Annotated in this window: 18 protein-coding genes; 12 read left to right on the top strand and 6 right to left on the bottom strand. The window is 72.5% G+C overall.

From position 1 onward, the window contains the following. Positions 1-106: 106 nt before the first annotated feature. Together ACTWQF_RS26450 and ACTWQF_RS26455 are read left to right on the top strand one after the other, a co-directional pair. A complete protein-coding gene (locus ACTWQF_RS26450) occupies positions 107-2338 on the top strand; it encodes an RNA degradosome polyphosphate kinase (protein ID WP_443282199.1) in 2232 nt (743 codons plus the stop codon). A gap of 117 nt (positions 2339-2455) precedes the next feature. Beyond that, the gene (locus ACTWQF_RS26455; protein ID WP_443282200.1) at positions 2456-3712 is read left to right on the top strand and encodes a CHAD domain-containing protein; all 1257 of its coding nucleotides are present in this window, start codon (positions 2456-2458) and stop codon (positions 3710-3712) included. 210 nt (positions 3713-3922) lie between these two features. Here the strand turns inward: ACTWQF_RS26455 and ACTWQF_RS26460 are convergent, their stop codons facing one another. Beyond that, positions 3923-4738 (bottom strand): class I SAM-dependent methyltransferase, encoded by an 816-nt coding sequence (locus tag ACTWQF_RS26460; RefSeq protein WP_443282201.1) that lies wholly within the window; start codon positions 4736-4738, stop codon positions 3923-3925. A gap of 166 nt (positions 4739-4904) precedes the next feature. Here ACTWQF_RS26460 and mshA point away from each other — a divergent pair, with 166 nt between their 5' ends. Beyond that, entirely contained in the window at positions 4905-6287 is a 1383-nt protein-coding gene (gene mshA / locus ACTWQF_RS26465; RefSeq protein ID WP_443282202.1) for a D-inositol-3-phosphate glycosyltransferase, read from the top strand. After that, the gene (locus ACTWQF_RS26470; protein ID WP_443282203.1) at positions 6280-6786 is read left to right on the top strand and encodes a YbjN domain-containing protein; all 507 of its coding nucleotides are present in this window, start codon (positions 6280-6282) and stop codon (positions 6784-6786) included. The genes mshA and ACTWQF_RS26470 overlap by 8 nt, the downstream gene beginning before the upstream one ends. An 87-nt stretch (positions 6787-6873) precedes the next feature. Here ACTWQF_RS26470 and ACTWQF_RS26475 read toward each other — a convergent pair whose 3' ends face one another. Continuing rightward, positions 6874-7179: a DUF3618 domain-containing protein gene (locus ACTWQF_RS26475; RefSeq protein ID WP_443282204.1), complete on the bottom strand. Its 306-nt coding sequence runs from the start codon at positions 7177-7179 to the stop codon at positions 6874-6876. Next, the gene (locus ACTWQF_RS26480) at positions 7176-7646 is read right to left on the bottom strand and encodes a phage holin family protein (RefSeq protein ID WP_443282205.1); all 471 of its coding nucleotides are present in this window, start codon (positions 7644-7646) and stop codon (positions 7176-7178) included. The genes ACTWQF_RS26475 and ACTWQF_RS26480 overlap by 4 nt, the downstream gene beginning before the upstream one ends. A 237-nt stretch (positions 7647-7883) precedes the next feature. On the opposite strand from ACTWQF_RS26480, the gene ACTWQF_RS26485 reads away from it, so the two are divergent. Then, entirely contained in the window at positions 7884-9218 is a 1335-nt protein-coding gene (locus ACTWQF_RS26485) for a S8 family serine peptidase (protein ID WP_443282206.1), read from the top strand. After that, positions 9215-9463: a hypothetical protein gene (locus tag ACTWQF_RS26490; RefSeq protein ID WP_443282207.1), complete on the top strand. Its 249-nt coding sequence runs from the start codon at positions 9215-9217 to the stop codon at positions 9461-9463. Before ACTWQF_RS26485 ends, ACTWQF_RS26490 begins: the two co-directional genes overlap by 4 nt. Positions 9464-9476: 13 nt before the next feature. Here the strand turns inward: ACTWQF_RS26490 and ACTWQF_RS26495 are convergent, their stop codons facing one another. Beyond that, complete coding sequence (locus ACTWQF_RS26495) at positions 9477-10799, bottom strand: MDR family MFS transporter (protein ID WP_443282301.1); 1323 nt, start codon at positions 10797-10799, stop codon at positions 9477-9479. A gap of 187 nt (positions 10800-10986) precedes the next feature. Here ACTWQF_RS26495 and ACTWQF_RS26500 point away from each other — a divergent pair, with 187 nt between their 5' ends. Further along, positions 10987-12624 carry an oxidoreductase gene (locus tag ACTWQF_RS26500; RefSeq protein ID WP_443282208.1) on the top strand — a complete coding sequence of 546 codons (1638 nt, stop codon included), beginning with the start codon at positions 10987-10989 and terminating at the stop codon, positions 12622-12624. A 3-nt stretch (positions 12625-12627) separates the two neighbouring features. On the opposite strand, the gene ACTWQF_RS26505 is transcribed toward ACTWQF_RS26500, so the two are convergent. Beyond that, a complete protein-coding gene (locus ACTWQF_RS26505; protein WP_443282209.1) occupies positions 12628-13617 on the bottom strand; it encodes an extracellular catalytic domain type 1 short-chain-length polyhydroxyalkanoate depolymerase in 990 nt (329 codons plus the stop codon). 243 nt (positions 13618-13860) lie between these two features. On the opposite strand from ACTWQF_RS26505, the gene ACTWQF_RS26510 reads away from it, so the two are divergent. Both ACTWQF_RS26510 and ACTWQF_RS26515 read left to right on the top strand, forming a co-directional pair. After that, positions 13861-14715, top strand: a complete 855-nt coding sequence (locus ACTWQF_RS26510) for a 3-hydroxybutyrate dehydrogenase (protein WP_443282210.1) — start codon at positions 13861-13863, stop codon at positions 14713-14715. Between the two features lie 10 nt (positions 14716-14725). Beyond that, a complete protein-coding gene (locus ACTWQF_RS26515) occupies positions 14726-16777 on the top strand; it encodes a helix-turn-helix domain-containing protein (RefSeq protein ID WP_443282211.1) in 2052 nt (683 codons plus the stop codon). Here ACTWQF_RS26515 and ACTWQF_RS26520 read toward each other — a convergent pair. Beyond that, a complete protein-coding gene (locus ACTWQF_RS26520; RefSeq protein ID WP_443282212.1) occupies positions 16739-18169 on the bottom strand; it encodes an MFS transporter in 1431 nt (476 codons plus the stop codon). The two genes, ACTWQF_RS26515 and ACTWQF_RS26520, sit on opposite strands and share 39 nt — an antisense overlap. Before the next feature lie 126 nt (positions 18170-18295). Between ACTWQF_RS26520 and ACTWQF_RS26525 the strand changes: the two genes are divergently transcribed. The 3 genes from ACTWQF_RS26525 to ACTWQF_RS26535 all read left to right on the top strand — a co-directional run bounded on the left by ACTWQF_RS26525 (position 18296) and on the right by ACTWQF_RS26535 (position 21165). Next, entirely contained in the window at positions 18296-19054 is a 759-nt protein-coding gene (locus tag ACTWQF_RS26525; RefSeq protein WP_443282213.1) for a phosphoglyceromutase, read from the top strand. Positions 19055-19243: 189 nt separating this feature from the next. Further along, positions 19244-19603, top strand: coding sequence for a cupin domain-containing protein (locus ACTWQF_RS26530; protein WP_443282214.1), 360 nt, complete (start codon positions 19244-19246; stop codon positions 19601-19603). A 209-nt stretch (positions 19604-19812) separates the two neighbouring features. Beyond that, positions 19813-21165 carry a sensor histidine kinase gene (locus ACTWQF_RS26535; RefSeq protein WP_443282215.1) on the top strand — a complete coding sequence of 451 codons (1353 nt, stop codon included), beginning with the start codon at positions 19813-19815 and terminating at the stop codon, positions 21163-21165. The last annotated feature ends 346 nt before the right edge of the window (positions 21166-21511 follow it).

The raw sequence follows: 21511 nt of genomic DNA on the forward strand, positions 1-21511 counted from the left end.
GCCATGTCGGCGTAACCGTTGATTCAAACTTTCGTGCGAGCCTCGCGGAATGGCCCGGTCCTCCCTGGCAGAGAGCCTCGCAGCGCACAGCACGGACAATGGCGGTATGAGCCAGCCCGGAAATGTCCACGGCAATGTCCCCGGCAAAGTTTCCAGCAATGTGCCCGGGGCGGGCCCCGACCTGGGCCTGGACCCGGACCTCGACTCCGACGCCGATGTGTACGAGGGGGACCGGGAGCACCCGGATGGCGACCCGGCGGCAGCCGATCTGCCGCCGGACCGCTTCCTGGACCGCGAACGCAGCTGGCTGGAGTTCAACGAGCGGGTGCTCGAACTCGCGGAGGACCCCGAGACGCCGCTCCTGGAACGGGCCAACTTCCTGGCGATCTTCGCGGGCAATCTGGACGAGTTCTTCATGGTCCGCGTCGCGGGTCTCAAGCGCCGGATAGCGACCGGTGTGGCGACCCGCAGCGCCTCCGGGCTCAAGCCGCGGGAGGTGCTGGAGGGGATCTGGAACCGTTCGCGGGAGCTCATGGGCCGGCACGCCGCCTGCTACCAGCGGGACATCTCCCCGGCCCTGGCCGCCGAGGGGCTGCATCTGATCCGCTGGGCGGAGCTGACCGAGAAGGAGCAGGCCCGGCTGTTCACCCTCTTCCGGCGGCAGATCTACCCGGTCCTCACCCCGCTCGCGGTCGACCCGGCCCACCCGTTCCCGTACATCTCGGGGCTGTCGCTCAACCTGGCGGTGGTCGTCCGCAACCCCGTCAGCGGGCACAACCACTTCGCGCGGGTCAAGGTGCCGCCGCTGCTGCCGCGCTTCCTGGAGGCGTCGCCGCACCGCTACGTCCCGCTGGAGGACGTGATCGCGGCGCACCTGGAGGAGCTGTTCCCCGGCATGGAGGTGCTGGCGCACCACATGTTCCGGGTGACGCGGAACGAGGACCTGGAGGTCGAGGAGGACGACGCGGAGAACCTGCTCCAGGCCCTGGAGAAGGAGCTGATGCGGCGCCGGTTCGGTCCGCCCGTACGGCTGGAGGTGGAGGAGTCCATCGACCCGTACGTCCTCGATCTGCTGATCCGCGAGCTGAAGGTGAGCGAGGCGGAGGTCTATCCGCTGCCCGGCCCGCTCGACCTGACCGGGCTGTCCGGCATCGCGTCCGCCATGGACCGGCCGGAGCTGAAGTACCCGAAGTTCGTGGCCGGCACCCACCGGGACCTGGCGGAGGTCGAGTCCGCCTCGCCGCCGGACATCTTCGCGGCGCTGCGCGAGCGCGACGTACTGCTGCACCACCCCTACGACTCGTTCTCCACCTCCGTGCAGGCGTTCCTCGAGCAGGCGGCGGCCGACCCGGACGTGCTGGCGATCAAGCAGACGCTGTACCGCACCTCGGGCGACTCGCCGATCGTGGACGCGCTGATCGACGCCGCCGAGTCCGGCAAGCAGGTGCTGGTGCTGGTCGAGATCAAGGCGCGCTTCGACGAGCAGGCCAACATCAAGTGGGCGCGGAAGCTGGAGGAGGCGGGCTGCCACGTCGTCTACGGGCTGGTCGGACTGAAGACGCACTGCAAGCTGTCGCTGGTGGTGCGCCAGGAGGGCGAGGTGCTGCGCCGGTACGCGCATGTGGGCACCGGCAACTACCACCCCAAGACGGCCCGGCTGTACGAGGACCTGGGGCTGCTGACCGCCGACCAGCAGGTCGGCGCCGACCTGTCCGACCTGTTCAACCGGCTCTCGGGGTACTCACGGCGGGAGACCTACCGCCGGCTGCTGGTCGCCCCGCGCTCGCTGCGGGACGGGCTGGTCTCCCGTATCCAGAAGGAGATCACCCACCACCGCGCCGGGCACGAGGCGTACATCCGGATCAAGGTCAACTCGATCGTGGACGAGACGGTGTGCGACGCCCTCTACCGCGCCTCCATGGCGGGGGTGCCGGTGCAGGTGTGGGTGCGGGGAATCTGCGCGCTGCGGCCCGGGGTGCCGGGGCTGAGCGAGAACATCCAGGTGCGCAGCGTGCTGGGCCGGTTCCTTGAGCACTCGCGGGTCTTCTGCTTCGGCAACGGCGGCGAGCCGGAAGTGTGGCTCGGCAGCGCCGACATGATGCACCGCAACCTCGACCGGCGGATCGAGGCGCTGGTGCGGGTCACCGACCCCGTGCAGCGCGCCTCCCTCAACCGGTTGCTGGAAAGCGGCTTGTCGGACACCACGGCGTCCTGGCACCTGGGCCCGGACGGCGGGTGGACCCGGCACGCGCACGACGAGAACGGGCAGCGGCTGCCCAACGTGCAGGAAATGCTGATCGAGGGGCGGCGGCGCAAGCGTGGTCCGACGACGACGTGACGTGCAGGGCCGCGTGGCTGTTGGGGGGCTGAGGGCTATGCAGCGACGTGAGTGCGGTTCGGCACGCGCGCGCGGTGCGGGGAACGTGCGCGGTGCGCGGAAGGGGACGTGAACGCGATGGGACGGAGCCGGGACGTGGTCGTCGGGTCCGGGCACGGCACGCGGGAGCCCGCGCAGCCGGCCGGGACGGGTACGGCAGGGGGCACGGCGACAGATCCGGCCACGGGTACGGCGACGAGTCCGCCCACGGCTACGGCGACGAGCGCGCCCACGGGTACGGCCGCCGAGGTGCTCGGCGGGTATCTGCACGAGCGCGCCGCGGAGTTCTTGCGCGGGCTGCGTGCTCATGCGCAGGGCACGGGTGCCGGGGGCGGCGCGGGCGGCGGAGGAGGGACCGGCGGGGGCGGTGCGGCGGACCCCGCGCGGGCCGCGGCGTCCGTCGACGTCCTCCGTTCGGCCGCACGCCGGCTGAACGGAGCGCTGGTGACCTACCGCGCGCTGCTCGACCCGGCCTGGGCCGACAACCTGCGTACCGAGCTGAGCTGGCTGGCGGGCGCGGTGGCCCGCGAGTACGCCTACGCGGCCCGGCTGGAGCGGCTGCTGGGCGCCCTGCACCGGCTGGCGAGCGGCGGGGGAACGGGCCGCGAGGGCGTCGAGACGGGTGGCAGGGCTGCGGGCTCGTCCGCGCCCCCGCCCAGCAGCGTGGGACGGCAGGCGACCGGTGGCGGCGGCCGGGGCGGCGCGGCAACGCATGAGCGGGGGGCGCTGCCGGTGGGCGCGGCCCGCGCAGGCGCGCTGCTGGAACGCCAGCTCACCCTCTCCCGTACGCGCGCTCATTCGGCCGCGCTCCAGGCGCTGGGCTCGTCCCGCTTCCATGCGGTCGCCGACGCGGTGGCGCTGCTCGCCTCCGAGGCCCCGTTCCGCCCGGGCGGCGAGAGTGCCGACCAGCCCGCCGGAGCCGTACTGGCCCCGCTGGCCGACCAGGCCCGCCGCCAGCTCACCGAGGCCGTCGCCGCGCTGCCCCTCTCCCGCGCCGGAGCCCCGTACAACGCCGACGGACTCTCCCGCTCGCTGGCCACCGAGGCCCGGCAGGACGCGGTCTGGGACCACGTACGGGTGCTGCTGCGGCTGCACCGTTACGCACAGGAGGTGCTGGGCCCCTCCGCCGAGCCCGATCCGCGGCTACGCCCTGCGGGCGACGCTCTGGAGCGGCACCGAGAGGCCGCCGCCGCGGCTGCTGCCGCCGCCTCTGCCGCTGCGACCCCGCGTATCGCTCCGGCCACCGCCTACGCGCTCGGCGTGCTCCACGCCGACCAACGCCTCGAGGTCGAGGCGGCCCGCTTCACCTTCGGCCACCATTGGATGGAGGTCTAAGGCTGCGTGCCCCGCGTGGGGTGCTGCGCTTGCCCACCCTGCGCCCTGGGGTACCCCCTGCTCGAAGAGCTTGGGGGAGCAGACTGCCCAAGCGCAGGGGGTGCGCCCCGTCAGGGGCGCGGGGAACTGCTCCCCCAGCCTCCGGCCGGGAGGTGCCCCCACCAGCCAGAACGCGCCCGCAGCCCGCGGACGGCGGAAAGGGGCACCCCCTCACCGCGGGGCCAGCGCAGGCCAGCGGACCGTCACCTCGCCCTGGCGCCAGCGCCGCGGGCCGTCGGCCAGCGGCCAGTCCGCGGCGAGGGCACGCACAGCGCGCACCCAGCGCTGGCGGGCACTGAGTGCGCCGTACGGTGCAGCCGTCGCCCAGGCGCGGTCGAAGTCGGCGAGGAAGGCGTGCACCCCCTCGCCGGGCACATTGCGGTGGATGAGCGCCTTCGGCAGCCGTTCGGCCAGGTCGGAGGGGGCTGTCAGGGCGGCGAGGCGGGCCGCGAAGGTGACCGTCCTGGGGCCCTCGGGACCGAGCGCCACCCACACGTGCCGACGGCCTATCTCGTCGCAGGTGCCCTCGACCAGCAGACCCCCTGGCGCCAGCCGCGCACACAGCCGCTGCCACGCCGGGAAGACCTCCGCCTCCGGGTACTGGCGCAGCACGTTCGCCGCACGGATCAGCGTCAGCCCGTGGCCGCCGGGGACGGGGAGCTCGAAGCCGCCACGTACGAAGCTGAGCCCCGTACGCTCGTACGGGCGGGCTGCCGCGACCCGCTCCGGGTCGATCTCGACGCCGTACACCCGCGCGTCCGCGCGCACCTTGCGCAGCCGTTCCAGCAGCTCGACGGCGGTCCAGGGCGCGGCCCCGTAGCCGAGGTCGACGGCGGCGGGCGGGGCGGCGGAGCGGCGGAGCGCGGGGCCGTGCGCGGCGGCGATCCAGCGGTCCATGCGCCGCAGCCGGTTCGGGTTCGTCGTTCCGCGCGTGACCGTGCCGACCGGGCGTCCGAGTGGACGGGACGGTGCAGGGGTACGCGGCATGGGTTCGAGGATACGAGGGCACCCCCACGGCAATCCGACTGTCACATTTTGGCAAAGTGAAGGGAAATACGGGAAGAGGAAGCAACCTTTCCGCTGTTCCCCGTCGAGGGCCGCGCCCGGCCCGGTCCCGTACCGCACCGTCCGCAACGGAGGAGGCATCGGAACCGTGAGCCATTACGTGTCCCGGCTCGACGTGTCCCGGCTCGGTCAGTGGCGCGGCGCACGCTCCGCGCTCCCGCACCCGCCCAGGACCCCGTTGCTGCGCTTCCCCGGCCCCCGCCGTGCCCGCCGCGTGGCGATGCTCAGCGTCCACACCTCCCCCCTCCACCAGCCGGGGACGGGCGACGCGGGCGGCATGAACGTCTACATCGTCGAACTGGCGCGGCAGCTCGCCGCGCAGGGCACCGAGGTCGAGATCTTCACCCGCGCCACGACCGGTGCGCTCGAACCCACCGTCGAGCTGGCCCCCGGCGTCCTCGTACGGCACATCGACGCGGGCCCCTACGAGGGCCTGTCCAAGGAGGAGCTGCCCGCGCAGCTGTGTGCCTTCACACACGGGGTGATGCAGGTGTGGGCAGGGCAGCGGCCCGGCTACTACGACCTGGTGCACTCGCACTACTGGCTCTCCGGGCACGTCGGCTGGCTCGCCGCGCAGCGCTGGGGCGTCCCGCTGGTGCACGCCATGCACACCATGGCGAAGGTCAAGAACGCGGCCCTCGCCGAGGGCGACACCCCTGAGCCGGCAGCGCGCGTCATCGGCGAGACGCAGATCGTGCGCGCCGCCGACCGCCTCATCGCCAACACGGCCGAGGAGGCGGGCGAGCTCGTGCATCACTACGAGGCACCCGCCGACCGCACCGCGGTCGTGCACCCCGGCGTCAACCTCGACCGCTTCCTCCCGGCGGACGGCCGCGCCGCGGCCCGCGCCCGCCTCGGCCTGCCCCAGGAGGCGCTGATCCCCCTGTTCGCCGGGCGCATCCAGCCGCTGAAGGCCCCCGATGTGCTGCTGCGCGCCGTCGCCCTGCTGGTGGACGAGGACCCCTCGCTGCGGCGCCGGATGGTCGTCCCGGTGGTGGGCGGGCCCAGCGGCAGCGGGCTGGCCAAGCCGGAGGGCCTGCAGAAACTCGCAGCGCGGCTCGGCATAGCCGACCTCGTGCTCTTCCGGCCGCCGGTCGGCCAGGAGCAGCTCGCCGACTGGTACCGGGCGGCGTCCGTGCTGGTCATGCCGTCCTACAGCGAATCCTTCGGCCTGGTCGCCGCCGAGGCGCAGGCGTGCGGCACCCCCGTGGTGGCCGCCGCCGTGGGAGGGCTGCCGGTCGCTGTCCGGGACGGGGTCAGCGGCTATCTGATCGCCGGTCACGACCCCGCCGAGTACGCCCGTGCCCTGCGCCGCTTCTCCGCCGACCCGGGTTTGGCCGAGAGGCTGGGCTCCGCGGCGGCCCGGCACGCGGAGGGCTTCGGCTGGGGCGCCGCGGCGGAGGCCACCGCGGAGGTGTACGCCGCCGCGTTGCAGGAACGGCGGCGTCGCCTACGATCGCCGCATGGGTGACGTTGACGTTGCTGCCGCCGCGCGGGCGGCGATCGAGCAGACGCTGAGGGACGCCGAGCTGGAGTGGGAGAGCCCTGCGGACGGCACGTACGTCGTCACGCTCCCCGGCACCCGCAAACTCCAGACGACCTGCTCCCTGGCGGTCGGCGCACACTCCCTCTCGGTCAACGCCTTCGTCGTCCGAAACCCCGATGAGAACCACGCCGCCGTGCACCGCTGGCTCCTGGAGCGCAACACCAAGCTGTACGGCGTCGCTTACGCCGTGGACGGACACGGCGACATCTATCTCGTGGGGCGGTTGCCCCTGGCCGCCGTCACCCCGCAGGAGATCGACCGCCTGCTGGGCAGCGTCCTGGAGAACGCCGACGGCTCTTTCAACACCCTGCTGGAGATGGGCTTCGCCACCGCCATCCGCAAGGAGTACGCCTGGCGCACCTCCCGCGGCGAATCCACCCGCAACCTGGACGCGTTCACGCATCTGACGGAACGGCAACGCTAGTTCCCCGCGCCCCGTAAGGGGTGCGGGGAACGGCGCGACAAACCACGAGGCACCCGCAGTCCGCGAAATACAGGCAGGGGCACCCCCTCATCGACGCCTTCTCCTCCCGTGCCGCGCCCTCCGGCTCCGCCGGACGAACAGCACGAGGGCGACCAGGGCCGCGCCCGCGGCAGCCACGGGCACGGACGGGCTGCCGCGCGTCGTCTTCGCCGCGCGCTGCGCCTTACTCTTGAACTCGGCGGCCTTGCGCCGCCCCTGCGCTTTGACGTCGGCCCGCGCTGCCAGCGCCTCGACGGTCTCGCCGAGCTCCCGGCGCGTCTCCTCCACCTGCGCCCGCAACTCCTCCGGGCTCGGCGCGGGCCCATGGCCGTTGGTCTTGGTGCTGTCCGTCATCGGTGCGACCTCTCCTTCACCTCGGCCACGTCGGCTTTCACGCTCTGTACGGTCCGTTCGGGTGTCGGCGGAGTGGCCTTGCTGAACTGGCTCTTGCCGGCAAGGGCCAGCGCGCCCGCGACCACCGCCAGCAGACCGGTCACCACCAGGGCCGCCAGCCACAGCGGCAGCACGATGTCGAGGGCCACGATGACCGTGGCGGCCAGCGCCTGCAGGGCGATGAAGCCCATCACTCCCGCTCCGCCGAACATGCCGCCGCCGATGCCGAAGCGCTTGCCCTTCTGCTGCATCTCCATCTGCGCCAGCCGCATCTCCTGCCGTGCGAGCTGGGAGATCTGCCCCGACGCCTGCTGCACCAGGTGGCCCACCGACTCGTCGGTGGCCGCCTTCTTGCGTATGTCCGTGCGGGGCGGGGCCTCAGGCGTCGTGGTCTGGCTGCGAGGCGGGGCCTCATGTGTCGTGGTCATGGCCGACTCCATTCGACTCTGTACGTCGGTCTGGTGTGGTGTCACCCAGCCCCCGGCGGTACCCCTGCGCTCCCTGCCTATGCGCCCGCCCCGCGATGAGGTGCGGGGCACCGGCTCGTGTTGCGGGTCTCAGGGCCCGGTGTGACGGTGGGAGGCGTGTCGACGGGCGTGGAGGGGTGCGCCTTCACGAGTACGAGAGGGGGGAGCAGACCGAAGCTCACAGAAAGCGGGTAATCAATGGCGAACGGACCTATGGACAGGCGCGCCTTCGGCGAGCAGCCCGGTCGGCCCAACGGGCACGTCACGGGCCAGGGATCGGAGTACACCGGTCGGTACGTGGTCCTGCTCGAGCCGGGTGACCAGGAGAGCGGGCTGAACGCACTGCGTTCTTCGGCCGACATCGCGTCCGTCGAGCGCGTCCGGGGAACCGAGACGGCGAACGTCGCCGAGCTCCTCGAACGTCCCGACGTCTCGGTGCTCTTCGAGGAACTCGGGGCCGCCGTCGTCGAGGTGCGGCCCGAGCAGCGCCAGGCGCTGGTGGCCACGGCCGAGGCGGAGTCCTCGATCATCGCTGCAGAGCCGGAGCGCAGGGTCTACGCCTTGCCGATCACCGCCCCGCAGCAGGCGCCGACCGAGTTCTTCCCGGCGTACCGCAGCGACGAGGAAGTGGTCGCCCACCACACCAGGGCCGAAATGGCCGCTGCCCAGGGCCCGTCCTTCGACGAGCGGGCATGGACCTGGGGCCTGCAGGCGATCCGGAGCAACCGGTCCAGCCTGACCGGCCGTGATGTGAAGATCGCCGTCATCGACACCGGTGTGGACACCCGCCACCCGGATCTGGCCGGCCGCATCGAGGCGGCGGCCTCCTTCGTGCCCGGCGAGACCGCCGAGGACGGCCACGGCCACGGCACGCACTGCATCGGCACCGCCGCCGGCCCGGCCGAGCCCCAGCAGGGACCCCGCTACGGCGTGGCCTGCGAGGCCAGGATCCTTGCGGCGAAGGCGCTCGACAACGCGGGTGACGGCAGCGACGGCCCCATCCTGGCGGCCATGGCATGGGCCGTGGCGCACGGTGCGCGGGTGATCTCCATGTCGCTCGGTGCCCGGGTCAGGCGGGGTGAGCTCTTCCCGCAGACGTACGAGAAGCTGGCCCAGCGTGCTCTCAGGCGCGGCACGGTGATCATCGCTGCCGCGGGTAACGACAGCCGTCGGCCCCCGCGCATCGAGCCCGTCAGCCGACCCGCCAACTGCCCCTCCATCCTTGCGGTAGGCGCGCTCGACAAGGCACTTACGCCGTCGTTCTTCTCCAACGGCGCCATCAACGGCCAGGGCGGCGAGGTCGACATCGCCGCGCCGGGCAGGGACATCCGCTCGGCTGCTCCTGGTGGCGGGTACGAGTCCCTGAGCGGTACCAGCATGGCCACACCGCACGTCGCCGGAGTCCTCGCGCTGCTGGCCCAGGCGAACTCCCAGGCGTCCGCGGCCGATCTCAAGGCCAGCCTGCTGACCGGTGCCTTCCCGCTGGCGCTGCCCGCCACGGACGTGGGCGCTGGTCTGCTCCAGGCGCCGTGAGCGAGTCGTCCCGGTCCGCGCCGGTCGGGGTCATCCTCGCGGTCGACCCCGACCGGTTCGCGGACGTGGTCGGAGCCCTGCGGCGAGCCGGACTGACGGTCACGGGGGAGCAGCCGGCCCTCGGTACACTCTCCGGCTCCGTCGCGGAGGACCGGATACCCGCGCTGGAGGCGGTCGACGGCGTCGAATCCGTCGACCGGGAGCGCACTGTCCGGCTCCCTCCGCCCGACTCCCCGATCCAGTGAGTCCGCGCTGCCGTCACGGCGAGCGCACCGGCCGCTCACGGTCGTGACGCGGGGAGGACGGCGGCGCCGAGGACGGTGGGTCGCTCTCCTCCCTCTCCTCCATGCCCTCCTGCTGGTCGTCCGCCCGCATGCTGCGCAGCAGCAACGCGTAGCCCAGCGCCGCGATGGTGCCCACCACAGCGCTGGCGGACCAGAGGGTGGTGGTGCCGAAGTGGTCGATGACGGTGCCGCCCAGCAGGGGGGCGCCGAGGTTTGCGGCGGACCAGGAGAGGGTGTACATGCCCTGGTAGCGGCCCCGGCCGTGGGTGGGGGAGAGACGGACGACCAGGCCCATCTGGGTGGGGGAGTTGATCATCTCCCCCAGTGTCCACACCACCACGGCGAGCGCGTAGAAGGCCGCCGAGCCGTCGGCGAACGCGTTCAGCCCGAACCCGTACCCCGTCAGCAGCGCCGAGACGATCAGCAGCTTGGCGGGATCGCGGTGCTCTATGAAGCGGGTGAGGGGGAGCTGGAGCAGCACGATCAGTACGCCGTTGACGGCGATGACGGTGCCGAAGTCCGTGCTGGACAGGCCCTGTTCGCCCATGGCGATGGGGAGCGAGACGAACGCCTGCTGGATGAGCGCTGCCAGCAGCAGGTTGAGCGCGACGACCACCATGAAGCGGGTGTCCCGCAGCACCGTCCACATGGAGATGTCGCTCTCGCGGTCGGCGCGGGGACCCCGTTCCGGCGCCGCGGTCTGCGGCCTGGACTCCGACAGCTTCCAGAAGGTGATCAGCGCGGTGGCCAGCACCATTGCCGCTTCGCCGAGGAAGAGCAGATGGTAGCTGTACTGCGCGATGAGCCCCGCGCTGGTGGAGGAGATGGCGAAACCGAGGTTGATCGCCCAGTAGTTGAGGGAGAAGGCCCGCACCCGGTCCTCGGGGCTGACGATGTCGGCCATCATCGCCTGCACGGCCGGCCGCGAGGCGTTGGTGGCCATACCGACGAGGCCCGCGACGGCCGCGATCGCCACCGGGTGGGTGACCAGGCTGAGCGAGGCGACGGACACCGCGGTCGAGAGCTGGGCGACCAGCAGGGTCGGACGCCGTCCGATGCGGTCGGTCAGTACCCCGGCGCCGATCGACGAGACGACCCCGCCCAGGCCGTAGAGAGCGCCGACGAGACCCGCGTACGAGGCCGAATAGCCGCGCTCGACGGTCAGATACAGCGCGAGGAACGTCGCCACGAAGGCGCCGAGCCGGTTGACGAGAGTGCCGATCCACAGCCACCAGAACTGCCGGGGCAGCCCACCGACGCTCTCGGCCGCAGCCCGTCCGAGCCTGCGGAACGACAGTTTCCCGCCCACGACCGCTCCCCCTTGGAAACCCGCACACCCGGTGAGGCGTAAGTGGCTTACCGGTGGCGTGCACGTTACTCGCGGCGCTCCTGAGGCCGCCAGCGAATTGACGACTCCCGTCAATCGGCCGCTCGGGGGCGCGGGTTGGGAACGGTCTGGGAAACTGCCGTCACAGCGGGACGGGATGGGGGATGGGGGCATCAGGGTGGCCGAGCGTGACACTTGGGAACCGCCGGACGATCTGACACCGGCGGAGTTGGGGATGTGGCAGGCGTACCGGAACGGCAGCACGTACGACCTGCGTACAGGGGATTCCCGGCATGACGAAGTGTGCAGCGACGTCCGCTGGGGGCCCGAACGCACCGTACGGGCCCGGATAGTGGCGCTGCTGCTGCTCGACGGCCCGCCTGCGCTGCCTGGCAGGGCGCCCGCGCTGAAACTGACGGGCTGCGTGATCGAGGGGCCGCTCGACCTGTCGAACTCCGAGATCACCGTGCCCGTCGAGCTGAGGCAGTGCCGCTTGGAGAAACCGGTGCGGCTCATCGACTGCCGGGCGGGCACGGTGATCCTGCACCAGTGCTGGGCGATGCAGCTGGAGGCGACGCGGCTGACGGTCGAAGGCGATCTGCGGCTGAACGAGAGCGAGCTGCCGCTGGGCCTGGTGCTGGCGCAGGCCAACATCGGCACGGACCTCACCATGGAGGGCCTGCGGTTGGGCCCTTCCAGGAGAGGTAAGTCGCTGGACGCCGACGGGCTGAACGTCGCCCAGGACGTGAACGCCGACCGGCTCGAGACGTCGAGCGAGCTGTCCCTGCGCGGTGCACGTGTGGGCGGCACGATGAGCTTGCGCGGTTGCCGGCTGAGTCATACCACCGGCAGGTCGGTGCTCACCGCGTCCCGGCTCACCGTCGAGGAAGATCTCATCGTCGCTCCCAGCATGCTTCCCACGGACCCCGACGCCGGTTCCAGGATCGTCACTCCCAGCATGCTTCCCACGGACCCCGACGCCGGTTCCAGGACGTGGGCCAGCCTGTGGCAGCGCCCGTCTCTCCAAGGCGGCGTCTGCCTGGACGGTTCCACCATCGGGGGCGCGTTGGTCCTGGAGAACGTAGAGCTGGAGCTGGCAGCGGACCAAGAACTCTCGCTGCGCACCATTCAGGCCACGGAGCTGACGTTCACTCCCAAGTGCCCGGAACGCGGCCTCGTCGATCTTCAGGACGCCGTCGTGAGCCGGCTGATCGACGACGCCGACAGCTGGCCGGGCGACGGCCGTCTGCGACTGCGCGGCTTCACCTACGAATCCTTGGCGCCGAGGGGCCCCTTCCCCCTGGTCCGCCGCCTGGAGTGGGTGCACGCGGCAACCCCGGAGTTCAACCCCGAGCCGTACGACCGCCTCGCCGCCTGCCTCCAGGCCGGCGGCGAGGAGGCCGATGCGCACACCGTCCTCCTCGCCAAGCTTCGGCGCCGGCGGGAGTCCCTGCCCCTGCTGCTCAGGATCTGGGACCACATCCAGGACCTCGCCCTGGGCTACGGATACCGGCCCGGCCGCGCCGTCCTGTGGCTGGTCCTGCTGCTGACGGGCGGGTCGGTGTGGTTCTCCAGCAATCCGCCCCCGCCCCTCAAACCCGACGAGGCACCGCACTGGGAGCCCTTCATCTACACCCTGGATCTCCTCCTGCCCGTGCTCGACCTCGGGCAGGAGGCGGCCTGGCGGACCACCGGGGCATCCCAGTGGATAGCGCTGACCCTTGTCATCCTCGGCTGGCTGCTCGCCACGATCGTCACGGCCGGAGCGGCAGCGGTCATCCTGCGGCGGAACTAGCACTCAGTTGCTCAGGTTCCAGTCCCGGGTGAGGTACGACGTCGAGCAGACGGTGTCCAGGAAGTGCGCGCCCGCCTTCCCGCACCCCTCGCCCGGTTTGACGGGCGTGCCGTGGTTCATGCCGTCCACCAGGTAGCTGCGTACCGCGACTTGGCCGTCGCTGTCCTGGTAGTCGGACTGCGTGGTGCCGCCGGGGAGTTGGTGGGTGGCGTCGGCGGTCTGATCGGCGCCCAGGACGTTGGTCCACTGCTTGACGGACTCGGTGGCATTGCGGGGGACGACGGTGGTGTCTGCAGTGCCGTGCCAGACCGAGACGCGGGGCCGCGGGCCGGTGTGTACGGGGTGCGCGGCGCGGACCAGGTCGCCCCACTGGTCCGGGGTCTTGCTGACGCCGGGGTTCATGCAGCTGTACGCGCCGACCAGCGAGGTCGCGCAGCCGTGCGGCAGCCCCGCGATGACGCCGCCGCCCGCGAAGGTGTCGGGGTAGGCGGCGAGCAGCGCGGAGGTCATTCCGCCGCCGGCCGACAGCCCGGTGACGTACACCCGGGAGGGGTCCGCGTCCAGGTCCCGTACGGTGCGGTCCACCATCTGCCGGACGGAGAGCGCCTCGCCGCTGCCCCGCCCGGTGTCGCCGGACTGGAACCAGTTGAAGCACCGGTTGGCGTTGTTGGCCGTCTCCTGCTGCGGCGCGACGACGGAGAAACCGTGCTTGTCGGCGGCCTGCTGCCAGCCCGCGCCGTCGAAGTACGTCGCCGCGTTCTGGGTGCAGCCGTGCAGGACGACGACCACGGGGCGCCCGGCGCCGAGCCCGTCAGGCGTGTAGCGGTACATGGACAGGGCGCCGGGGTTGGAGCCGAAGTCGGTGACCGGTTCGAGCGCTGCGGTCGCGGAGTGCCGTCGGCTTTCGTCGGCGGAGGACGTACCGGTGACGCCCAGCGCGGAGAGGGTGAGGGCGGCCAGCAGGGCTGCCGCGGTGCGCACGGAGGTTCGCATGAGGGGTTCCTTCCGTGGTGCTGGTGTGGGGGATACGGGCACGGGGCCCGGACAGCCGCAACGTAGAGCGCGGGCCGCGACGGGCGAACGTGCCGGTCCGCCAGCCGTCCCGGCGCGCCGCTGTGGGGCAGCCACATTGCCGCCGCCGGACCGCACCGGATGTGTCCCCGGCACATATGAGCCGGGGAAAGTGCGGACAGCCACCACATCCGGGCGCCCGCGGAGCGGCCCTAGGCTGCGGCCATGACGCCTCAGTCGCCTCGGCCCGCATCCCCCGGCCGCGGGCCCGCCGGGTCCCGTTCCGTCGACCTGGACCTCACCGGCCGTACGGCCCTGGTCACCGGCGCGGCCAGCGGTATCGGGCGGGCCTGCGCGGTGCGGCTCGCGGCGGCGGGCGCACGGCTCCGCGCGGTGGACCTGGACCCGGAGGGGCTCAAGTCGCTCGCGGCTCAGGTGGCTGCGGAGGCGGCCCGGGGCACCGCGGGGGAGGAATCGGTCGAGATCCACCCCCTCGATCTGACGGCCCCCGCGGGACTGGACGCGGTCGAGCGTGCTGCGGACGGCGTCGATGTGCTGGTCAACGCGGCCGGCACCCAGCTCGTGCGGCCGATCGAGGAGTTCCCGCCCGAAGCGTTCCGCCGGATGCTCACCCTCATGCTGGAGGCGCCCTTCCGTACCACCCGGGGCGCGCTCCGCCATATGTACGCGCAGGAGTGGGGCCGGATCGTGCACATCTCCTCCGTGCACGGGCTGCGGGCCTCGGCGTACAAGTCGGCGTACGTGGCGGCCAAGCACGGGCTGGAGGGGCTGTCCAAGACGACGGCGCTGGAGGCGGCGGCGCACGGGGTGACCGCCAACTGCGTCAACCCGGCCTATGTGCGGACGCCGCTGGTGGAGCGGCAGATCGCGGACCAGGCCGAGGCGCACGGCATTCCGGCCGAGCGGGTCGTCTCCGAGATCATGCTGGCGGATTCGGCGGTCAAGCGGCTGCTGGAGCCGTACGAGGTCGCCGAGGCGGTCGCCTATCTGTGCACTCCCGCCGCCGCGTTCCTCACGGGATCCGCTCTGCCCCTCGACGGCGCGTGGACCGCTCACTGACCCTGTGGCCATGCAACGCCCCACCGACAACAGCCCCGAATCCCTCGACCGCGACGCCGAGGCCGCCTGCCTCGGCTACCTCGAACTGCTGACCCGCGGCGCCCCGGCCGAGGCGTACGACGGCCCGGCGGCGCACAGCGCCGACCCGCTGCCCCCAGGCACCGTCCCCGCCGAGCGCGGCAGGCAGCTGGCCCTGCGCATCCGCGCCGAGCTGGAGGGCAGGCGGCGCCGGGAGGCCGAGCTGACGGCGCTGTTCGAGACGGTGCACGACTTGGCGGGCCTGCGCGACCTGGACGATGTGCTGCAGGCGATCGTGCAGCGGGCCCGCCGCCTGCTGGGCACCGAGGTCGCCTATATGACGCTCAACGACTCCGAGCGCGGCGACACCTATATGCGGGTCACCGCAGGCTCCGTCTCGGCCCGCTTCCAGCAGCTGCGGCTCGGCATGGGGGACGGGCTGGGCGGGCTCGTGGCGCAGACCGCGCGCCCCTACGCGACCCAGAACTACCCGCGCGATGCCCGCTTCCAGCACACCGACACCATCGACCGGGCCGTCGGCGAGGAAGGGCTGATCGCCATTCTCGGGGTGCCGCTGCTGCTCGGCGCGCGGGAGGTCATAGGCGTGCTGTACGCGGCCGACCGCCGGGAGCGTGTCTTCGAGCCCGAGCAGATCGCCCTGTTGCGCTCGTTCGCCGCGCACGCCGCCGTCGCTCTCGACAACACCCGGCTGCTGACCGAGACGACGCAGGCGCTGGCCGGGCTGCGCGCGGTCAACGAGACCATCCGCCGCGCCTCCGACGTCCACGACCGGCTGACCGAGCTGGTGCTGCGCGGGGGCGGCGTGGACGAGGTGACACGGGTACTGGCGGAAGTGCTGGGCAGGAGGGTGGAGTTCACCGAACGCGTCCGGTTCGGAGAGCGCGGAGAGAGCGATGGGAGCGAAGGGAGCGGAGGGGGTGAAGCGGGCGACGGGACCGGCGAGTTCGGGCGGGACGGCGCGCGTACGGACTCCGCGTGGACGTCGGCCGTCGAGCGTTCCCGCCGCGACGGACACGCCGTACGCGAGGGCGACACCTGGGTGGCGGCCGTCACCGCGGGCGGCGAACTGCTGGGCGCGCTGCTGCTGCACGGGCACGCGGAGCTCGCCCCCGTCGACCAGCGCACCCTGGAGCGCGCCGCGATGGTGACCTCGCTGCTGCAACTCGCCCGCCGCTCGGCAGGCGAGGCCGAACAGCGGGTACGGGGCGAGCTGTTGGACGATCTGCTGGACGCCGCACACCGCGACCCCCATCTGCTGCGCGACCGTGCAGCGCGGGTCAACGCGGACCTGGACGTACCGCACACCGTGCTGGCCGCCCGCCTCGACGCCTTCCGGGAGGCGGCCTCCGCGCCCGACGAGGCCGACCGGCAGCGCCTCTGGTCGGCGGCCACCCACCTCGCCGCGACCCGGCACGGCCTGGCCGCCACCCGGGACGGCGGCCCGGTGCTGCTGCTGCCGCTGGAGGGGCCGCATGTGCAGTCCGTCGAGGGGACGCACGGCGGCGAAGGGGCCGCCTCCCGTACGGCCCGGCAGGTTGCCGCCGAGCTGGGCCGCGCGGTCGGCGGGCCCGTCACCGTCGGTGCCTCCGCGCCCGTACCGTCCCCGGCAGCCCACCCCGGCTCCGTCGCCGCCGCCTACCCGGAGGCCCGGCGCTGTCTGGAGGTGCTCAGCCTGCTCGGCCGCCGCGGTGAGGGCGCGGCGGCCGAGGACCTGGGCTTTCTCGGGCTGCTGCTGACACAGACCCGGGACGTCGGGGGCTTCGTACGCCGCACCCTCGGTCCCGCACTCGACTACGACGAGCGGCGCGGCACCGAGCTGGTGGCCACCCTGGACGCGTACTTCGCCAGCGGCATGAGCCCTGTACGGGCCAAGGACGTGCTGCACGTCCACGTCAACACCGTCGCCCAGCGGCTGGAGCGGGTGGGCCGGCTGCTGGGCGACGACTGGCAGGCACCGCACCGGGCGCTGGAGATCCAGCTCGCGCTACGGCTCCACCGACTGACGGGAGCCCTCGGCGGCTGAGGGTGCCGCGTCGAGGGGAGCGGCGCCCGGCGTGGTGGGCTCACCCACCGTCGCCAGGTCCCGCTGCCGGGTCTCGCTCGCACAGGCCAGCGCGACGACGGTGAGCAGCGCGGCAACGATCACATACACCGACACCAGCGCCGACCCGTCGTACTCGGCCAGCAGCGCCGTCGCGATCATCGGCGCGGGCGCACCGGCCGCAACCGACGAGAACTGCGCCCCTATCGAGGCACCCGAGTACCGCATACGGGTGGCGAACAGCTCGGAGAAGAACGCCGCCTGCGGCGCGTACATCGCGCCGTGCAGCACCAGCCCGACCGTCACCGCCAGCACGATCAGGCCGAAGCTCCCGGTGTCCAGCAGCGCGAAGAACGGGAAGATCCACCCGCCGACGCCGACCGCTCCGAGGAGATAGACGGGACGCCGCCCCAGCCGGTCGGAGAGCGCGCCCCACATCGGGATGACGGCGAAGTGCACGGCGGAGGCGATCAGCACCGCGTTCAGCCCGGTCTGCTGGGACAGGTCCAGGTGGTCGGTGAGGTAGACCAGCAGGAACGCCGTCAGTACGTAGAAGCTGATGTTCTCCCCCATCCGGGCGCCCATCGCCACCAGCACGTCACGCCAGTGATGCCGCAGTACGGCGAGCAGCGGCATCTCCTCCACCACGCTCCCCCGGCCCTTGCGGGCCTCCGCGCGGGCGCGGGCCTCCTTGAAGACCGGCGACTCGTCCACGGCCAGCCGCACCCACAGGCCGACCAGCACCAGCACTCCGGAGAGCAGGAACGGCACCCGCCAGCCCCAGCTCTCGAACGCGCCGTCGGACAGCAGCGCGGTCAGCGCCGCCAGCACCCCGGTCGCCAGCAACTGGCCCGCGGGCGCCCCGGTCTGCGGCCACGAGGCCCAGAAGCCGCGCCGCCGCGGATCCCCGTGCTCGGAGACCAGCAGCACCGCGCCGCCCCACTCGCCGCCCAGCGCGAAGCCCTGCACCAGCCGCAGCGCCGTGAGCAGGACGGGAGCGAACGCGCCCACCGTCGCGTGGGTGGGCAGCAGCCCGATGGCGAACGTGGCGCCGCCCATCAGCAGCAAGCTGATCACCAGCAGCTTCTTGCGGCCGACGCGGTCTCCGTAGTGGCCGAAGACCAGCGCCCCGATAGGGCGGGCCGCGAAGCCGACCGCGTAGGTGAGGAACGCCAGCAGGGTGCCGACCAGCGGATCGGAGTCCGGGAAGAACAGCTTGTTGAAGACCAGCGCGGCGGCCGAGCCGTAGAGGAAGAAGTCGTACCACTCGATAGTGGTGCCGATGAGGCTCGCGGCGACGATCCGGCGCAGCGACCGGGGACCGACAGCAGGCGCGCGCTCTGTCGACTCTGGGGACGAAGAAGGGGTGACCATGACGCCGCACGCTAGGGAAACCCGCCCCCGCCCCCCATGTGGCGGCGCCCCACACTTCGCCGCCCGGCTGTGCGGCGGGACCCCACCTGGGTCGGGGCCCGCAGGGGGGCGGCTAGGCTCTCGGGTATGGCCGACGCACCGTACAAGCTGATCCTGCTCCGCCATGGCGAGAGCGAGTGGAACGCCAAGAATCTGTTCACCGGGTGGGTGGACGTCAACCTCACCGCGAAGGGCGAGAAGGAGGCGGTCCGCGGCGGCGAGCTGCTCAAGGACGCCGGCCTGCTCCCCGACGTGCTGCACACCTCCGTGCAGAAGCGCGCCATCCGCACCGCGCAGCTGGCGCTGGAGGCCGCGGACCGCCTGTGGGTCCCCGTACGCCGCTCCTGGCGGCTGAACGAGCGCCACTACGGGGCGCTCCAGGGCAAGGACAAGGCGCAGATCCGCGACGAGTTCGGCGAGGAGCAGTTCATGCTCTGGCGCCGCTCCTACGACACCCCGCCGCCGGTACTGGAGGACGGCGCCGAGTTCTCGCAGAGCGACGACCCGCGCTACGCGGGCGTCCCCAGCGAGCTGCGGCCCCGCACCGAGTGCCTCAAGGACGTCGTCGAGCGGATGCTGCCGTACTGGTTCGACGGCATCATCCCGGACCTGATGGCCGGCCACACCGTCCTGGTCGCCGCGCACGGCAACTCGCTGCGCGGCCTGGTCAAGCACCTCGACGGCATCTCCGACGAGGAGATCTCCGGCCTCAACATCCCCACCGGCATCCCGCTGGCCTACGACCTGGACGCCGACTTCCACCCGGTCAAGAAGGGCGGCACCTACCTCGACCCGGACGCCGCCAAGGCCGCCATCGAAGCCGTCAAGAACCAGGGCAAGAAGTAGCCCACGCGCGAGAAGCAGCCCACGCCCGTCCCCGAGCAGCCCCCTGTCTGCGGTTCCGCCGCCGGGCAGGGGGCTGCTCGCTGCGGAGCCGAGGTGGTGGCGCTCCCCCTCCGCCCCGGATGCGATCACCTGGTGCCCGCCGGACGATGGCGGGGACGCACGGTCGACAAGGACGAGGGAGCGTGTCCGATGGCGGGAATCGTTCGCAAGAGCTTCGACTCACCCGAGGAAGTCCGGCCCTTCGAAGGGGGCACGGGGCAGCTCGAGGTCGTCGATCTGGACGGGGAACTGGGCAGGGCGACGTTCCAGCCGGGCTGGCAGTGGTCCAAGCACGTCAAGCCGATCGCCCAGACCGAAAGCTGCCAGGCGGCGCACGCGGCTTACGTCATCTCGGGCCGGATGAAGGTCGTCATGGACGACGGCGAGGAAGCCGAGATCGGCCCCGGCGACGTCCTCGACATCCCGCCCGGCCACGACGCCTGGGTCATCGGCCAGGAACCCTGCGTCATGATCGACTGGCGAGGCTTCGCAGGCTACGCCAAACGCTGACGCCTGACGCCTGACGCCTGACGCCTGACGCCTGACGCCTGACGCCTGACGCCTGACGCCTGACGCCTGACGCCTGGGCCCGGCCACCCCTCCCGCCCTTGACGCGGGCCCGCACCCGGCGAGCAATGGTGGCTCGGGCGGCGCTGAGCGGGGGGCAAGCGGCGAAGCGGTCGAGAGGCGGTGTCCGTTGTGCCGCATACGCTCGGAGCATGACCACTCATCCCACCTCGGCGCTGGCCCGGCGGTTGCTGCCGGGGGAGCTGACCGCCGGGGGGCCGCCGCGCCCCGGGCGGGTGCGGCGGAGTGCGCGGGACTGGGTCGTGGACGTACTGCTGTTCCTGTGGGCCGTGCTGTGCTGGGCGGCGCTGTTCGAGCAGGCCGAGTCGAAGACGTATCTGCCCGGGTGGCTGGTGGCGCTCGACCCGCCGCTGGGGGCGCTCGCCTGCCTCTCGCTGTGGCTGCGGCGCCGCTGGCCGCTGGGGGTGGCGCTGGTCGCGGTGCCGGCCGCGGCGCTGACGGACACCGTCGTGGGCGCGCTCGCCGTCATCATCTTCAACCTGGCACTGCGCATCCCGCCGCGTACGGCCGCGCTGGTGCTGCTGCTGCATCTGGCGGCCACGCTCCCGTATGTGCTGCTCTACGGGGTGCCGCACGACGAGCGCTGGACGGTTGCCGCGTTCGTGCTCATCTTCTACCTGCTCTTCTTCACCTGGGGCAGCGCGACCCGGGCCCGGCGCCAGCTGGTGCTCAAGCTGCGGGAGGACGCGGTGCGCGCCCAGGCGGACCACGAGCGGCGGCTGGCCGACGTACGGCGGGCCGAGCGGCGGGCGATCGCACGGGAGATGCACGACGTACTCGCGCACCGCGTCTCGCTGCTGTCCGTGCACGCGGGCGCGCTCGCCTACCGTACGCAGCGCACGGCGGCGGGCGAGGGCACAGCACTGGACGACTCGGAGATCGCCGAGAGCGCCACCGTCATCCGCGACAGCGCGCACCAGGCGCTGGAGGAGCTCCGCGACGTGCTGCATGTGCTGCGCGAGGACGAGAAGGAGGAAGAAGCTCCCCTCGGGGCGCCCGGTGTGCCGGGTGCGCCGGACGGCGCGCGACCGCAGCCGGACCTTTCCCGGCTCGGGGAGCTGGTCGACGAGGCGCGGGCCGCGGGCCAGACCGTACGTTTCGACCAGGACCTGCCCGAGCGGGCCGACGGCGAGGGCGGCTACCCGCTCCGCCCCCAGCTGCAGCGCACCGCATACCGCGCGGTGCAGGAGGGGCTCACCAACGCGCGCAAGCACGCCCCTGGCCGGCCGGTGGAGGTGCGGGTTGCGGGTGCCGTGGGAGGCGAGCTGACGGTACGGGTCAGCAACCCCCTGCCGGAGGGACGTGAACCGGCGGGTCCTGCCGGTTCGGCGATCCCCGGCGCCGGTGCCGGGCTGACCGGGCTGCGGGAGCGGCTGGAGATCGACGGCGGCACCCTCGTCTACGGTCCCAGGAACGGGCACTTCACGCTGGACGTCCGGCTGCCGTGGCCTGCTCCGGAGTCCGGGTACGACGCGGGGCCCTGACCCGTCGAACCGGTCAGGGCCCCGCGCCGTGCTTCGGCGGGGCTGCGCGGGGTCAGCCGCAGGAGCCTCCGCAACTACAGGGACCGCCGGACTGGCAGCCGCATCCGCAGCCGGGACCGCATCCGCAGGCCCCGACAAGGGGCAGGTGCCGCGCTTCCGGGGGTGCGGTCGGCGGCTGCTCGGCCGTGGTCCGGGGCGATCGGGGGGAGTCAGCCATCGTGCCCTCCTCGGCAGGGACAGTCATGGACAGGCATGACACAGCCCTATTGCACGCCGGACGGGCATGGGCGCATCAAGGGCGCGCGGTTGCACACCCCAGCTGCGCCCCGACGTCTCCTTCGGTCCG

Origin of the sequence: Streptomyces sp. 8N114 (assembly GCF_052245835.1) — a bacterium.
Taxonomy (GTDB): domain Bacteria; phylum Actinomycetota; class Actinomycetes; order Streptomycetales; family Streptomycetaceae; genus Streptomyces.

Coding starts and splice junctions, on each gene's coding strand:
- ACTWQF_RS26485 (WP_443282206.1), top strand. CDS start 7,884: ATGGCGAACGGACCTATGGACAGGCGCGCCTTCGGCGAGCAGCCCGGT.
- ACTWQF_RS26515 (WP_443282211.1), top strand. CDS start 14,726: ATGCAACGCCCCACCGACAACAGCCCCGAATCCCTCGACCGCGACGCC.
- ACTWQF_RS26530 (WP_443282214.1), top strand. CDS start 19,244: ATGGCGGGAATCGTTCGCAAGAGCTTCGACTCACCCGAGGAAGTCCGG.
- ACTWQF_RS26450 (WP_443282199.1), top strand. CDS start 107: ATGAGCCAGCCCGGAAATGTCCACGGCAATGTCCCCGGCAAAGTTTCC.
- ACTWQF_RS26525 (WP_443282213.1), top strand. CDS start 18,296: ATGGCCGACGCACCGTACAAGCTGATCCTGCTCCGCCATGGCGAGAGC.
- ACTWQF_RS26505 (WP_443282209.1), bottom strand. CDS start 13,617: ATGCGAACCTCCGTGCGCACCGCGGCAGCCCTGCTGGCCGCCCTCACC.
- ACTWQF_RS26480 (WP_443282205.1), bottom strand. CDS start 7,646: ATGACCACGACACATGAGGCCCCGCCTCGCAGCCAGACCACGACGCCT.
- ACTWQF_RS26500 (WP_443282208.1), top strand. CDS start 10,987: ATGGGGGATGGGGGCATCAGGGTGGCCGAGCGTGACACTTGGGAACCG.
- ACTWQF_RS26455 (WP_443282200.1), top strand. CDS start 2,456: ATGGGACGGAGCCGGGACGTGGTCGTCGGGTCCGGGCACGGCACGCGG.
- ACTWQF_RS26470 (WP_443282203.1), top strand. CDS start 6,280: ATGGGTGACGTTGACGTTGCTGCCGCCGCGCGGGCGGCGATCGAGCAG.
- ACTWQF_RS26510 (WP_443282210.1), top strand. CDS start 13,861: ATGACGCCTCAGTCGCCTCGGCCCGCATCCCCCGGCCGCGGGCCCGCC.
- ACTWQF_RS26535 (WP_443282215.1), top strand. CDS start 19,813: ATGACCACTCATCCCACCTCGGCGCTGGCCCGGCGGTTGCTGCCGGGG.
- ACTWQF_RS26460 (WP_443282201.1), bottom strand. CDS start 4,738: ATGCCGCGTACCCCTGCACCGTCCCGTCCACTCGGACGCCCGGTCGGC.
- ACTWQF_RS26520 (WP_443282212.1), bottom strand. CDS start 18,169: ATGGTCACCCCTTCTTCGTCCCCAGAGTCGACAGAGCGCGCGCCTGCT.
- ACTWQF_RS26475 (WP_443282204.1), bottom strand. CDS start 7,179: ATGACGGACAGCACCAAGACCAACGGCCATGGGCCCGCGCCGAGCCCG.